At 42.8% G+C, this 13,432-nt stretch carries 16 protein-coding genes and 2 pseudogenes; 7 read left to right on the forward strand and 11 right to left on the reverse strand.

What is annotated here, in order from left to right; translation table 11 throughout:
- Positions 1-78: 78 nt before the first annotated feature.
- From CDG77_RS13750 to CDG77_RS13760, 3 genes are all read left to right on the forward strand, one after another.
- A complete protein-coding gene (locus CDG77_RS13750) occupies positions 79-564 on the forward strand; it encodes a DUF4079 domain-containing protein (RefSeq protein WP_094329922.1) in 486 nt (161 codons plus the stop codon).
- 78 nt (positions 565-642) lie between these two features.
- A complete protein-coding gene (locus tag CDG77_RS13755; protein WP_094329923.1) occupies positions 643-1,119 on the forward strand; it encodes a rhodanese-like domain-containing protein in 477 nt (158 codons plus the stop codon).
- Positions 1,120-1,311: 192 nt separating this feature from the next.
- Positions 1,312-1,839, forward strand: a complete 528-nt coding sequence (locus CDG77_RS13760) for a DUF3122 domain-containing protein (protein ID WP_094329924.1) — start codon at positions 1,312-1,314, stop codon at positions 1,837-1,839.
- A 10-nt stretch (positions 1,840-1,849) separates the two neighbouring features.
- Here CDG77_RS13760 and CDG77_RS36485 read toward each other — a convergent pair whose 3' ends face one another.
- The 9 genes from CDG77_RS36485 to CDG77_RS13810 all read right to left on the reverse strand — a co-directional run bounded on the left by CDG77_RS36485 (position 1,850) and on the right by CDG77_RS13810 (position 8,650).
- Complete coding sequence (locus CDG77_RS36485; RefSeq protein WP_190233973.1) at positions 1,850-2,005, reverse strand: hypothetical protein; 156 nt, start codon at positions 2,003-2,005, stop codon at positions 1,850-1,852.
- A 219-nt stretch (positions 2,006-2,224) separates the two neighbouring features.
- The gene (locus tag CDG77_RS13770) at positions 2,225-3,280 is read right to left on the reverse strand and encodes an L-lactate dehydrogenase (RefSeq protein ID WP_223269809.1); all 1,056 of its coding nucleotides are present in this window, start codon (positions 3,278-3,280) and stop codon (positions 2,225-2,227) included.
- A 110-nt stretch (positions 3,281-3,390) separates the two neighbouring features.
- Positions 3,391-3,732, reverse strand: coding sequence for a XisI protein (locus CDG77_RS13775; protein WP_094329925.1), 342 nt, complete (start codon positions 3,730-3,732; stop codon positions 3,391-3,393).
- A 359-nt stretch (positions 3,733-4,091) separates the two neighbouring features.
- Positions 4,092-4,388, reverse strand: coding sequence for a chaperone modulator CbpM (locus tag CDG77_RS13785; protein ID WP_094329926.1), 297 nt, complete (start codon positions 4,386-4,388; stop codon positions 4,092-4,094).
- A complete protein-coding gene (locus CDG77_RS13790) occupies positions 4,385-5,353 on the reverse strand; it encodes a DnaJ C-terminal domain-containing protein (RefSeq protein ID WP_094329927.1) in 969 nt (322 codons plus the stop codon). The genes CDG77_RS13785 and CDG77_RS13790 overlap by 4 nt, the downstream gene beginning before the upstream one ends.
- A 640-nt stretch (positions 5,354-5,993) precedes the next feature.
- The gene (locus CDG77_RS13795; RefSeq protein WP_094329928.1) at positions 5,994-6,440 is read right to left on the reverse strand and encodes a DUF1269 domain-containing protein; all 447 of its coding nucleotides are present in this window, start codon (positions 6,438-6,440) and stop codon (positions 5,994-5,996) included.
- 47 nt (positions 6,441-6,487) lie between these two features.
- On the reverse strand, positions 6,488-7,510 hold the full coding sequence (locus CDG77_RS13800; protein ID WP_094329929.1) for an NADP-dependent oxidoreductase: 1,023 nt from the start codon (positions 7,508-7,510) through the stop codon (positions 6,488-6,490).
- Between the two features lie 11 nt (positions 7,511-7,521).
- Positions 7,522-8,283: a DUF6544 family protein gene (locus tag CDG77_RS13805; RefSeq protein WP_094329937.1), complete on the reverse strand. Its 762-nt coding sequence runs from the start codon at positions 8,281-8,283 to the stop codon at positions 7,522-7,524.
- Positions 8,284-8,368: 85 nt separating this feature from the next.
- Complete coding sequence (locus tag CDG77_RS13810; protein ID WP_094329930.1) at positions 8,369-8,650, reverse strand: hypothetical protein; 282 nt, start codon at positions 8,648-8,650, stop codon at positions 8,369-8,371.
- On the opposite strand from CDG77_RS13810, the gene CDG77_RS13815 reads away from it, so the two are divergent.
- Both CDG77_RS13815 and CDG77_RS13820 read left to right on the forward strand, forming a co-directional pair.
- Positions 8,641-9,156 carry a response regulator gene (locus CDG77_RS13815; protein ID WP_094329931.1) on the forward strand — a complete coding sequence of 172 codons (516 nt, stop codon included), beginning with the start codon at positions 8,641-8,643 and terminating at the stop codon, positions 9,154-9,156. The genes CDG77_RS13810 and CDG77_RS13815 overlap by 10 nt on opposite strands.
- A gap of 123 nt (positions 9,157-9,279) precedes the next feature.
- Positions 9,280-9,564, forward strand: a pseudogene (locus tag CDG77_RS13820) (ketosteroid isomerase family protein); the annotation flags it as partial.
- A 95-nt stretch (positions 9,565-9,659) separates the two neighbouring features.
- On the opposite strand, the gene CDG77_RS13825 reads toward CDG77_RS13820, so the two are convergent.
- Complete coding sequence (locus CDG77_RS13825; protein WP_094329933.1) at positions 9,660-10,097, reverse strand: GNAT family N-acetyltransferase; 438 nt, start codon at positions 10,095-10,097, stop codon at positions 9,660-9,662.
- A gap of 155 nt (positions 10,098-10,252) precedes the next feature.
- On the opposite strand from CDG77_RS13825, the gene CDG77_RS13830 reads away from it, so the two are divergent.
- Positions 10,253-11,698, forward strand: a complete 1,446-nt coding sequence (locus CDG77_RS13830) for a RecQ family ATP-dependent DNA helicase (RefSeq protein ID WP_094329938.1) — start codon at positions 10,253-10,255, stop codon at positions 11,696-11,698.
- A 24-nt stretch (positions 11,699-11,722) separates the two neighbouring features.
- A pseudogene (locus tag CDG77_RS13835) lies at positions 11,723-11,884 on the forward strand (transposase); the annotation flags it as partial.
- Positions 11,885-12,025: 141 nt separating this feature from the next.
- Here CDG77_RS13835 and chlP read toward each other — a convergent pair.
- Positions 12,026-13,246, reverse strand: coding sequence for a geranylgeranyl reductase (gene chlP, locus CDG77_RS13840; protein ID WP_094329934.1), 1,221 nt, complete (start codon positions 13,244-13,246; stop codon positions 12,026-12,028).
- Positions 13,247-13,432: the final 186 nt, after the last annotated feature.

Below are 13,432 nucleotides of genomic sequence, written 5' to 3' on the forward strand. Positions count from 1 at the left end.
ATCGTAGAAGCAGAGTTGTTAATTCACTTCAAGCAATCCTCATATTCAATATACGCAAATACTTTGGAGATAACCATTATGAGTTTGCATAATCTAGCAGTTCTCCAGCCCTATCTCAGCTTTTTCCACCCGATTACCATGTGGATTTTATTAGTCGTTGCCCTCTACGCCATGTATCTGAGTGTGCAAGTTCGGCGGACGAGGCTGGCAGAAGGAGAGTCTAAAAAAGAACTGGTAAAGAGTCGCTTTGCCATCCGCCATCATCAAATTGGCTCGATCTTGCTCGCGCTAATGGTAATGGGGGCGATCGGGGGGATAACTGTTACCTATCTTAACAGTGGCAAAATTGTGATTGGCCCCCATCTATTTGCCGGGTTAGGAATGGTGGGGTTGATTTCCACATCTGCTGCGTTAGTTCCCTTCATGCAGAAGCATGACTGGGTTCGCAGCATCCACATTTCGCTGAACCTGATTTTACTGGGATTGTTTGGCTGGCAAGCTGTGACAGGGGTGCAAATTGTCCAGAAGATTTTGAGCCAAATGATGAAGAATGGCGCAGGATGACGAGTATTCAACCTGCTGGGCTAAAGTGTTTCAGCCCAACTGCTTTATATGTCAGTCACACAACTTGAGGAGAAAAATATGAAGAATCTTTTTCTAAGATTATTGCTAGGAATATTATCATTCATTTGTATTTTGGCGATCGCACCCATCCCCGTCGCATCTGCTAGTTCGATGCCCCAAGCCCAATTATCGGAAGCGATCGATCATTTTTTGACTTCTCTTCCTAACGATTATTACACGATCGCAAATACAGAAGCTCTCAAAAATATTATCAAAAACGATAATGCAACATTTAATGCAGAATTAATTGATGTCAGACAGCCTTCTGAATATAACTCCGGTCACATTCCCAATGCCATTAATATCCCCTTGCAAACCTTAATTGCCAATCTTGATAAAATTCCCCAAGATCGCCCTGTAGTTCTCTACTGCACAACAGGCTATCGAAGCGCAATGGGAGTTATGACTTTGCAAATATTAGGACGTACTAACGTGCATGGTTTTCCTCCTAGCATTCAAGGTTGGAAAGCAGCAGGAGAACCTTTACAAAAGTAGGATGCGATTACACAAATAAAGGGTTTAATACCAGATAAAACAGCGCCAAAGCCAATAGTAAGCGGATCGAGCGATCGACTGATCCAACATTCGTTTTTATAGCTTTAGGAATAGGAATCGAAAGAAATTCAAAAGGCACTTTAAAAAGTCGTCAATTAATGATGATTTACATAGATTTAGAGAGGAATAAAAATGAAATCAATTTATCGTTTCATTGGAGCAACACTCATACTCGGAATGCTAGTCTGGACGTTGACTATTAATCTGGCGATCGCGCCAGCGAGAGCTACCATTCGTCAATTAGAAGAAGCCCCAGGACAAATGGTTTACCAATCTAGACAAACCTTGAAAGATCAGCACGGGAATAACTGGCAGGCGATCGCCTTTAAACGTACTCCTCCCAATGGCAAAACTAGTCTTGAACTCCGTTTGGTGGGGTTTATTAGTGCAGTAGAAATTGACCGCAGTAAACCTTTATTGTTGGCTGATTCAATGGGTAAAACACTTGCTGCGGATGATACCTCCAGTACTCTGTTCACTGATTTATCTGCTCCCGAATCTAATGTAGGACAGTATGATATTCAGCCCTTGTTACCGCAGTTGCAGCCAGAAATTCCTCTAAGCTTGACAGTGCCAGCGATCGGTGGTGAGGCGATTAATCTATCGGTTCCACCATCCTTTGTACAAGATTGGCAAACACTCTTTTCTTCAAGAGAGTAGCTAGAGTTGACTAGTCGCGCAAGTATAGAGAAAAGGCTGACGGGGTGACAAAGCCGATGAAGCAAAGAAAATAGAGGAGCGTGACAGTTACGCGATCGCAGTTTTGTTGATGTGAGCTACGATCGGGCTGTAGTTGTGGTGAAAGGCGATCGCTACTTTTAGCCATCAGGCAACAGCAAACCCTGTATATTGTCGAACTTAATGATTTCTCGATATCCTATTCGGGTATCCATTGAACAATAACTTCACTTTCATCATCAAAAAAAATTAATTTGACAATCTGATTTGTAAGTAAAATATGTCCTAATTCTATCGTCAATATACTGTATGCGATCGCGAAGCGTCTGCCTGAGCAGAAGCGCTGCTGCAAGTAGAACGCATATATCTAGAGTTCCAGGGTATCAAAAATGTCACGCAGAATCTGTGCAGAATGAATCAGCTGTTGTTGTTCCGTGTCATTGAGGGTAAGGTTGACCCTCTTAATCACACCTTTTTCATTCACCACAGAGGGCAGACTGAGACAAACATCGCTAATGCCGTAGAAGTCATTCACCAGGGAGCTAACGGTAAGAATACGCTCTTGTCCGCGCAGAATAGCTTGGACAATTTCAGTCGTTGCCAGTCCAATAGCGTAGGAAGTACACCCTTTGCGTTTGAGGATTTCGTAGCCAGCGTTTTTAACACGCTCAAAAATCTCCTGTAGTGCAGCCTTGTCTACTGCTGAACTACCCTCTCGGTCATAAAGGGGCATTCCGGCAATATTCACCTTGCTCCAAACGGGTACTTCACTGTCGCCATGTTCACCAATGATGTAAGCATGAACGCTGCGTGGATCAATGCCCATTTTCTGCGCTAACAGGGTACGAAAACGGGCAGAGTCAAGCACCGTTCCAGAGCCAATTACCCTGGCAGCAGGAAAACCGGAGAGTTTTAGCGTCACGTAAGTCATAATATCTACTGGATTGCTGACAATCAGCAGGGTGGCATTGGGACAATATTTGACGATATCTGCAATCAAGCTCTTGAAGATAGCAACATTGCGTCCAACTAGCTCCAGGCGGTTTTCTCCCGGCTTCTGACTGGCTCCAGCAGTAATAATCACTATGTCTGCATTCTGTCCGACATCAGCAACAGTGCCAGCTTTAATCTCAATAGGCTCGACAAAAGGAATGCCATGCATCAGATCCATGACCTCTCCCTGAAGCCGCTCTGTCTGAATATCTTGAAGAATCAACTCATCAAAACAGTTTTGGATCATCATGGAGTAGGCACAGGCCATACCTACCTGTCCAGCACCAATAATCACACCTTTGCGAGGACGGATGCTGACTTTCTTTTCAACACTGGGATTGGACGTAAAGAGGGTTTCAAACATATTCACTGCTGCAATAACTTCTAAGCGATCGCCAATACCAAGATATGAAGCAAATTGTGGACGCAATGCTAAAACCTCGACGGGGCTGGTTCAAGAAGGTGTTTTTGATACCCAAATGACGTATTAATAGTGATTTACGCGCTTCGTTAACCCAGATGACGAAATTTTACTGTAATTTAAGCAACAGCAAACTCAGTTAACTTACGAGTTTCTGGATCGTGGAAAGCTAGAACAATATCCTCTTTCGGCACATTTTCCTTTAATAACTCAGTAGCAATTCCTTCCTCCGTCCAATCTTCCTCAATATAAATCTTCTGATTTTTAATGCGAATATGAACTTGAATATTTCTGATTTTTTTCTTCCCTTCCCAACCCATAAACAGCCAAAAATATTGATCGTGTATCTCGTCAAAAACAAGGCAACTTTCTCGATCTAAATTGGCTGAACCAGAAACCCATTCGTGATATTCTGTTAATATTTTTTTAATATAACTACGATATTTCTCTAATTTATCCATTGTAAAATTTCCTCCTTTTCCATATCGACAACAATCAAAAATAAGAGCGATCGCTTTTTGGTGTGGTTTATGGAGTGCGATCGCGCTGCCGCCTACGGCAGATCGCTAATTTTATAGAGACAGTCTGCACTACAATATCGGCGATGACTATGCCCAACTCAAGCATCGCACTAGCTAATATACTTCATCATGAGATCCCAAATTTATGAGTAATATCGCTTCTTCTTGATCTTCAGGATTTTCCACAAATTCAAATAAAAAGACGATAACTATAATCAATTGATGATGACAATACAATTGCATCGACTCGCAAACATTAAATTACCTTAGCGAAGCAAAGCAGGTTGGAGTAATTCACATCAAGATTGTAAGGCTTTTAACCTTGCCCGCAGTTGGGCGATTTCCTGCGCCATATCTAAGACCATTACCGCTCCGACGAGATTGACTCCTAAATCCTGGCGTAACCGTTGAATTTGAGCAATTCGGGCAATTTCTCGCGATCGCAGCATGGAACCAATCGGCTCAATCAATCCCACTTGCACATATTGTTCAATGACGATGGTTGAGGTTTCCGTCACCAAAGCTGCATATTCAAAGGTATAAAGGCGATCGCCTTCTGGAGAAATAACCGTAGTGGAGAGTCTAAACTCGCTCATAATTTCATCTCTTCTATTGCAGAACGGGGGTTAAAACTGCTATTAGACTGAATCTTTTCATAGCAATCCTGCTCGATTTCGCTCAACTCCTGCGGCGACACGATCTGAAGTTTCAAAATTAGATCGGTTCGATTTCCTTTCGGCAATATCCAACCTTTGCCTCGCAGCCGCAGCGATTGCCCGGAATTTACCCCTTTTGGAACGGTCATCATCACATCACCATCTGGGGTTGGCACGTGAATTTGAGTACCTAAGACGGCTTCATCGGGGCGAATGGGAACTTCACAGGTTAGGTTATCACCTGAAAACTGAAAAAATGGATGGGGAAATAATTCGATTGTGAGATACAAATCCCCTCGCTGTGGAGAAAAAGGACTGAGGCGACCTTTTCCTTTAATCCGAATCCGACTACCTGGTTTAGCACCTGGGGGAATCCGAACGTTAATGGTTTCATCATCCAACTGCAACCGTTTTTGCACACCATGAAATGCTTCTGAAAAGGAAAGTGCGATCGCAGCTTCAGTATCAGGTGCTGGTGCTTGGCTACGAAATCCAGTAAAATCGTCAGGCTGCTGAGTCGAGGTGCGGTAATGAGTCCCACCTGCTCTTTTTCTGCCGCCTAAATTACCAAGCAAATCATTGATAAAGTCATCAAAGTTGCCATATTGGTCAAATCCTGCGGCATTTGCGTTGGTTTCTCCAGGAGGAGCAACCAACGCAAATGCCCCTTGCTTCCAATATTGTCCAAACTGGTCATACTTTTCGCGCGTTTCTGGATTCGATACAACCTCGTTGGCTTCGTTGATGGCTTTGAATTGTTCCTCTGCTTCTGAATTACCAGGATTTACATCAGGATGATGTTTACGAGCAAGTTTGCGGTAAGCTCGCTTGATTTCTTCAGGAGTTGCAGTTTTGCTGACTCCTAAAATGGCGTAGTAATCTTTGAAATCGGTTGCAGTGGGCATGATTTGATACTCAAAATCTGATTATTCTGCGATCGCAATATTCTTGGTAAGTCAAAATAATTCATAATTAATAATTCAGTTAGAATTGCTTGTATTTGTAGCTGCTTGGGCGTGGACAGCACTAGTAATTTTCATGACTGCGATCGCTTGTCCTTTTAGAATTACTCTAAGCTCGTGAGACGATTTCCTTCCTTCACTACTTTGGGCGACTAGCGTTTGATTTACTGTATGAATTAATTGATTACGATATAAATTGTAATTAAAAGTAATAAAAAGCTTGAATATGTAATAAGGGTTAAAGGTATAAAAGATACCTTTAACCCTATAAATAGCAGACTTTATATCCTCAAGAGTTCTTGGGTGAGGTTGCTGGATTCTGCTTCACTCATGGCTTTTAATCGTGTTGTGCTGTATCTATATATCTACAGCTTATGCCCTGATAGTTTTTTTACTCAACTGCCAATTTTTCAAACATCTTCTAAGAGGCTGTTTGAAAAGTCCTCTCGTTGCTAGCAAAACATTTCAGATCCCCCTAAATCCCCCTTAAAAAGGGGGACTTTGATTCTTCCCCCTTTTTAAGGGGGGCTAGGGGGGATCTCTAAGTACCTAAAATCACAGCCAAATACTTTTCAAACATCTTCTAAGCAGGACTGAGAGTTTTTTGCAAGTTATCAATTTTGTCTTGAGAAAAACTTGTTCTAATTAACTTTCCTCCAAAACGATTAATTTCTGCAATTATTTTCTCTAGATTAGCATTGGAAATTATAACAAACAATGATGAAGAATTTGGTTTTAAAGATTCTTCAACTTCTGTTAAAAAACTACCATCAAATACGCCCTCTTTAATAGTAAGAGCGCGATGAAAGAAAACTGCGCTGATGATTCCACCCCAGAGTTCATTACTCAAGTCTCCAGGTTCCACTAAATCATGATATGGTTTAACCCTAATCTTACCAACCGCATTTTTGGTAATCACAACTGCATCTTTCAAATCTGCTAAGTTTTCTCGCTCAAGTTTCAGTAGTTCTAGAAGTACTTCATCTGCTTTATATTTGTCATCAAAACTGACTACAACTAATTCACTCATACTCTGCGATTACCTCCAATATATTAATGGTTGAAAATCTTATTTAATCATTTTTTTGTTGGATCATCACCAACCTGAATAATTAACTTACCAAAATTTTTGCCTTGTAGTAAACCAATAAAGGCGGTGGGTGCATTTTCCAGACCTTTTACTACATCTTCTTTGTACTTGAGTTTGCCAGCTTGTAACCACTGAGAAACATCATTGATAAACTCTGGCTGACGCGCTTGGTAATCACCAACTAGAAACCCTTCGATCGACGCTCGTTTAATCAAGAGAGGCATCAGATTTGGCCCAGGTGGTGGAGTTTCGGCGTTGTACTGGGAGATTAAACCCACCAAAGGAATTCTCGCGCCCAGATTGATCTGTTGCAACACTGTTTCTAAAATTGCCCCTGCTGTATGATCGACATAGATATCAATTCCATTTGGGCAAGCCGCTTTCAATGCAGAATTCAGGTCTTGAGTTTTGCGATTAATGCCAGCATCAAAGCCTAATTCATGCACAATGTAATCACATTTCTCATCGCTACCAGCAATACCCACAGCGCGACAGCCTTTGATTTTGGCAATTTGACCGACAACTGCACCCACAGCACCAGAAGCCGCAGAAACCACAACAGTTTCGCCTGCTTTGGGCTGGCCAATATCTAGCAAGGCAAAATAGGCTGTCATTCCAGGCATACCAGCAACACCTAAAGCAGATGAGATTGGTAATTGTTTGGGGTCAAGTTTTCTCAAGGTTTCGCCTTGGGATATTCCATAAGCTTGCCAACCGTCATACCCCAGCACAAAGTCTCCCTCGGCAAATTGGGGGTGGTTTGATTTCACCACTTGGCTGACAGTGCTACCCACCATGACTTTACCTAATGCTGCGGGAGTTGTATAGGAAGCGCGATCGCTCATCCTTCCTCGCATATATGGATCGAGGGATAAGTAAATCGTGCGGGTGAGTATTTCTGACTCTCCCAGTTCTGGAATTGCCGTTTCAATAAGGGCAAAATCGCTTTCTTTCGGTTCGCCCGTTGGGTAACTTTTGAGCAGAATTTGTTTGTTTATGGAGTCAGACATGGATGTCTCCTTCATTTATATATTGCCTTATCGATCGTACAGTGGAAGAATTCACCTTCTGACTCAAAGCGATCGCGCCCCTCTGGAGAATCAAAATACCAACCAACGCGGAGGCGAGTCGGGATTGTGTAGCCGTCAAATGTCCTGCTTTCGTCGATGATTCCACCAAAATCAACATAGTGGCAATCTCCGCCTTCGGGATTCCCCCAGCGACGGATTTTCATTCGCTCTAACATACCTTGGTTATTAACTGTTAAAGTGAGTTCGGCTGGTTCGCCGAGTGCTGTGAAGTTAGCCTGTACTACCGATGCGCTTAATTCCGTCCATGATACATCAGAGCGACAAAGGACAGAAGGTAGCCACACCGCCTCTGTCTGAACTCGTCCCACACACGATCGAGTGATATCCTCTCCGCTTCTCTGTATGGTATTCCACGAAGCATTTCCAGCACCATCTACGACGCGATCGCATCCCAAAATCGGCAAGCCGTTCATCTCAGTCGTCGCCTGCCAAATCATGCCTCGATCCCAGCAAATCACTTCTTCCGCTTTAAATGAATGCCAATGTTTTCCGAGTTTCATTTCTCCCTGCATCCACAATCTCACTGCTGAGGCTAGCTGCGTACCAGGAGTGATCGCCTTCTCCAGATAGCGACGGGCTACAGGGGGAAGATTGATTAGTAATTTGGGCTGGAAAACTGCATTATCGATGGATGCCGATTGCCACAAATCATCTAGAGAAATCTCTTGAGGTTTAGTAATAGCTTCAACCATTGTGACCATCTACTCTATTTATTCTTTGACTGTGACAGGCGGTTGGGTTATTTCCTGTATGAGTTGATTAAATATAATACAAAGCTTAAAAACTAAAATGGATATAAACCATGAGGAGAATAAAAATGCGATCGCACACTGTCCCCTCTGGGGAATCGTAACAATATTGAAATAATTCAGATATGAAACTTTCTTTACTTTTCTTGTCGAAGTTAATCAAATAACCCCAGAAATGAAACCGTAACTTGTCATAATGCAGGGGACTAAATAAGACATCAGTCACCATCCAGTTAAAACCTGTTTGGGGCGATCGGCTTTTTACAACTACTTGCAAATAAAATCTTGATTGGAGTTGTGATGTATACAAATAATGGATTTCCTACTAATTTTTCATCCCTCCAAGGACTGCGAGTACTTGTTGTAGATGATAATGTCGATTGCTGCGATTTAATTAAGCTACTGTTGCAACTCTATGGTGTTGAGGTACAAACAGCGTTTTCAGTCCAACAAGCTTTGAAAATATTTAGGCAATGGCAACCTGATGTCCTCGTGAGTGATATTACTTTGCCACAAGAGGATGGTTTTGCTCTGATTCAACAAGTGAGAACCAAAGCAGGAGAGGGAGGGAAAGTGGTCTTAGCCATTGCTATAACGGGCTATGCTGATGAAAAAATGACCAAACGTGTGCTGTCTGCTGGATTTGATCTGTTGTTCACCAAACCCCTAGATTTTGATGAGTTCCTTGCTGTGCTTGCCTGTTTAGCAATTTGCCAACAGTCCTCTTATGCGATCGCTCAACGGATTTTGGGTGATTTCTCTAGACACAGCGATCTAAGTCTTGAAAAGCAGTTAGCTCCGGCATTTCCAAGTTAGCTAATCACGGGAAAACCCCACAACCAGGGGATGAAAATCCTTATTCTCCTCTTTCCTGTTCCCTGTTCCCTATGTTCAAGCTAGCGTCACCATTTTTGAAACACAATCAACAAATTAATCTAATTTCGTGAACCAATTGTCGGTCAAGAATCTATCCTTGCATATATGCGTGAAGAATGCTACGGACTCAAGCTGCTTCCCGAAGGAGGGGTATCTGAGTCAGCAGCAGAAGGGTTCACACAAATTAAAGTCACAGGGAAAGTGCAAACTTCCTGGTTTGGTGACAATGTGGGAATAAACCTAGCATGGCGGTTTTTGATCGATCCTCAAGGCAAAATTTTCTTTTTGGCAATTGACATTCTGGCTTCTCCCGAAGAACTGCTAAACCTCGGCTTAGTAAGAAATTGACGGATTAGGATTTAAGACTCTAACCACGAGCGAGGAGGCAGGGGAGCAGGGTGCAGGGGAGAAAGATTCTGGAATTCCCCTGCCAGAAAAATTTCTTAAGCTCGATCGCAATTATGATTTAAACGGATCATAATTTTTTCCGGCTCGGTCAAATTTTTAAAACCATAACGGCGATAAAGTCCATGAGCATCTTTTGTACCTAACATCCACCTTTGAACATCTTGCAATTCTGGATATTCCAAAATATATTGTACAAACCATTTTCCTAAACCCTGTCCCCGATAAGGCTCCAGAATAAAAACATCTTTTAACAACGCAGAAGTTGCATAGTCAGTGATGACTCTCGCAAAGCCAACTTGTTGATTATCTTCATAAAGCCCAAAAGATAAAGAATTGTTTATTGATTTTTCCACAGTGGCTAATGGGATCTTTTCAGCCCAATAGGAAGTTTGTAAAAAATCATGAATCATTTTAATATCCAACTTGGATGGATCGGTGCTGATGTAAAATTTATGTTTTAATTCTTCGTTCATATATCTGAATCTTCTATTTGATATATAGTAATTAATTCTAATTCATTCTTATAGTCAGTGCGTTGCAGCCTGAGATGATGAAATTACTGAACCATTAGTTGGAGAGCAGAAGCTATATTCAGTGTTCAAGGATATGGATGCATCTAGCATTAATTATGAATCAGCCTACAACAAAATCTTGGCAAGAAGTCCGCGCGGCTTTTCAAAAAATCTGGGGTTATGAAGATTTTCGTCCGCCACAGGGAGAAATTGTCAGCAGTTTATTGGCACAAAAAGATGCGCTGATTATTATGCCCACAGGTGGCGGGAAATCGATTTGTTTTCAACTTCCTGCATTGCTACAAACAGGATTAACTTTGGTAGTCTCGCCCTTAGTGGCACTGATGGAAAATCAAGTGCAGGAACTACGAGAAAGCCACCAAAAAGCAGCACTTTTGCATAGTGAATTATCTTCATCTCAACGTCGTGCAACTCTGCAATCTTTGGAACGTCAACAGCTAAGATTACTTTATTTATCACCAGAAACTTTGCTCAGTGCGCCAGTGTGGGAAAAATTATGTCACCCGCAATTGCAAATTAACGGTTTGATTTTAGATGAAGCTCATTGTTTAGTGCAGTGGGGTGATACTTTTCGCCCAGCTTATCGCAGATTAGGGGCGGTGCGTCCGGCATTGCTAAAATCAAAACCACCAGGAACAAAAATTAGCATCGCCGCTTTTACCGCGACTGCTGATCCCTTAGCCCAAAAAACTATTCAAACAGTTTTACAATTACAGCAACCAGAGATTTTCCGTTTAAATCCTTACCGTCCGAATTTGCATCCCAGCGTTCGCATTGCTTGGACACCACGAGGTAGGAAACAACAATTATTAAAGTTTATTCAAAATAGACCTCAACAATCGGGGTTAGTTTACGTTCGCACTCGGAGAGATAGCGAAGATTTAGCCCAATGGTTAGCAGAGATGGGTTATGCTACAGCTAGTTATCATGCAGGATTGGGTGCAACAGAACGCCGTGAAGTAGAAGCAAGCTGGTTAAGTGGCAAAATACCCTTTGTGGTGTGTACCTGTGCCTTTGGTATGGGGATTAATAAAAGTAATGTCCGGTGGGTTGTTCACTTCCACGCACCACATCTGCTTTCTGAATATGTGCAAGAAATTGGCCGGGCTGGAAGAGATGGGAAACCGGCTGAAGCGTTAACATTGGTGAGTGAACCTACGGGGTGGTTAGATCCAGAGGATAAGCAAAGACAGCAGTTTTTTCAAGAGCAAATGCGATCGCAACAACAAATAGCGCAGCAACTTGTGAAAAAATTACCAAAGCAGGGAGAAGTGAATGCTGTAACCCGACAATTTCCTGACGGTGCTACGGCGTTGGCTTTACTTCACAGCAGCGGTCAGTTAAACTGGCTCGATCCTTTCCATTACACCATTGGGCAAAAAGCGGGAAATCAGCCACCGACGCAATTACATGCTGCTAAACAGATGCATCAATATCTGACTACAAAGCAGTGTCGTTGGCAGTTTTTGTTAAACGCTTTTGGTTTTGATAAAGACGCAGCTAACTGGCGTTGCGGACATTGTGATAATTGCCGTCAATAAGTCACGCTAGGGACTATTTTTAGTGCAGGCTGCTGGTTCGTAGTTGCGTACTTGCCACCTTACTCTCCTGATTTAAATAAAATTGAGCGGTGCTGATCTTGGCTAAAAAGTCGTATCCGCAAGCAACTGGAGTACTTTCCTACCTTGCGAGCGGCGATGGAGCATGTTCTGAGTTTAGTGTCCTAATCAACCTGGCGGTTGCTATACCTCAAAACCTGTATTTTTTGGGGTAAGCGTCTCGCCCGCCCTGATTAATAAGCGTGCAAGATGCCTACCCCACAAAATTGAGTAATTTATTTGTTGGAATTCCCAGTGCTTTGCGCTCAATTAAGGTGCAAGAGCATTACCCCGAATTAGACTACCAATGGTTTTGGCAGTAATTTTCAATTGGGTAATGGGATTAGCTGGGACAACTGTCTTATACAGATAGCTATCGAATGTTAGCCGTTGTACATCAAGGTCATCGCACATTTCCACGAACGCTTCGCGGGTAGCGTTGGAACGATAGAATACATTTTGCAGAATGTCCAGCACTTTGTAAGTGAGTCCATATCTCTTATCCCAACGCTTCAGGTAAACCTTGAGGTCGCCTTCTGTAGGAATACGGCTACCACTATTAGATGCTTCTACAATAGTTTCGGCACACATCCGCCCAGATTTAGCGGCAAAATAAATACCTTCACCAGAAGATTTGGTAACATAACCAGCAGCATCTCCCACCAAAGCGATGCGACCAACAACACGACGGGGACGGGGATGTTCGGGAATGGGGTGGGCTTCGACTTTGATGATTTTACCGCCTGCTAGCTTCTCGGAAGCACGGGCGCGGATACCAGCTTGTAACTGTTTGATGCTGGCTTTATTGATGTGCATCGTACCAGTACCGACAGCTACGTGGTCATGTTTGGGGAAAACCCAAGCGTAGAAGTCAGTAGAAACGTCATCACCGACATACATTTCGGCGAGGTCGTTGTAGTAGGCCATTTTGTCTTCGGGTAAGCGAATTCGCTCTTGGAAAGCGATCGCATAATTGTAATCCCCAGCGTCCATTTCTTTAGCAACGCGAGAATTAGCCCCATCTGCCCCAATGATTAAATCCACCTTCAGAGTTTTGGCAATACCCTGCGATATCCCTTCTGTATGGTCAACGTAATGGATGGTATAGGGGTCAGTATTATTTCCTGGTATATCAAGTTTGTGAACAGTGGCATTAATTAAATTTGCACCTAGTTTTGCCGCGCGATCGCGCAAAAAGCCATCTAGCACTTCCCGGCGGCACATTCCTATATATTCATCTTCATTTACCAGATTAATATCAACTTCCCGATTAGAAGGTGAAATCATTTTCATCTTCCGTACCCGGCGATCGATAATCTCTGGTGGTAAGTCAAATTCACTCACCATACATAGGGGAATTGCGCCCCCACAAGGCTTTGCATTGTCTAGCTTCCGCTCAAACAGGTAGGTTTCAATCCCAGAGGCTGCCAGTGTTTCTGCGGCAGATGAACCAGCAGGGCCTGACCCAATAACAGCAACCCGTAGTGTCAAAGGTCTTTCTCCCAATCTTCACATTTACCCAGAGCATACTACCACGGTCTTTCTAGTGATTTGGCGCTTTACCTTCAGGTTTCTGCTTAAATGCAATATTCCTTAATGTTTCGATACGAATTGAGGCATTGGGAATTGGGAAAAATGAAGAATATTACCCAGTCCCCAATCCCCAATCCCCAATCC

Source organism: Nostoc sp. 'Peltigera membranacea cyanobiont' 213 (genome assembly GCF_002245975.1).
GTDB lineage: Bacteria > Cyanobacteriota > Cyanobacteriia > Cyanobacteriales > Nostocaceae > Nostoc.

Coding starts and splice junctions, on each gene's coding strand:
- CDG77_RS13760 (WP_094329924.1), top strand. CDS start 1,312: ATGAAATCAATTTATCGTTTCATTGGAGCAACACTCATACTCGGAATG.
- CDG77_RS13800 (WP_094329929.1), bottom strand. CDS start 7,510: ATGTCTGACTCCATAAACAAACAAATTCTGCTCAAAAGTTACCCAACG.
- CDG77_RS13805 (WP_094329937.1), bottom strand. CDS start 8,283: ATGGTTGAAGCTATTACTAAACCTCAAGAGATTTCTCTAGATGATTTG.
- CDG77_RS13825 (WP_094329933.1), bottom strand. CDS start 10,097: ATGAACGAAGAATTAAAACATAAATTTTACATCAGCACCGATCCATCC.
- CDG77_RS13790 (WP_094329927.1), bottom strand. CDS start 5,353: ATGCCCACTGCAACCGATTTCAAAGATTACTACGCCATTTTAGGAGTC.
- CDG77_RS13750 (WP_094329922.1), top strand. CDS start 79: ATGAGTTTGCATAATCTAGCAGTTCTCCAGCCCTATCTCAGCTTTTTC.
- CDG77_RS13785 (WP_094329926.1), bottom strand. CDS start 4,388: ATGAGCGAGTTTAGACTCTCCACTACGGTTATTTCTCCAGAAGGCGAT.
- CDG77_RS13775 (WP_094329925.1), bottom strand. CDS start 3,732: ATGGATAAATTAGAGAAATATCGTAGTTATATTAAAAAAATATTAACA.
- CDG77_RS36485 (WP_190233973.1), bottom strand. CDS start 2,005: ATGGCTAAAAGTAGCGATCGCCTTTCACCACAACTACAGCCCGATCGT.
- CDG77_RS13830 (WP_094329938.1), top strand. CDS start 10,253: ATGAATCAGCCTACAACAAAATCTTGGCAAGAAGTCCGCGCGGCTTTT.
- CDG77_RS13795 (WP_094329928.1), bottom strand. CDS start 6,440: ATGAGTGAATTAGTTGTAGTCAGTTTTGATGACAAATATAAAGCAGAT.
- CDG77_RS13815 (WP_094329931.1), top strand. CDS start 8,641: ATGTATACAAATAATGGATTTCCTACTAATTTTTCATCCCTCCAAGGA.
- CDG77_RS13755 (WP_094329923.1), top strand. CDS start 643: ATGAAGAATCTTTTTCTAAGATTATTGCTAGGAATATTATCATTCATT.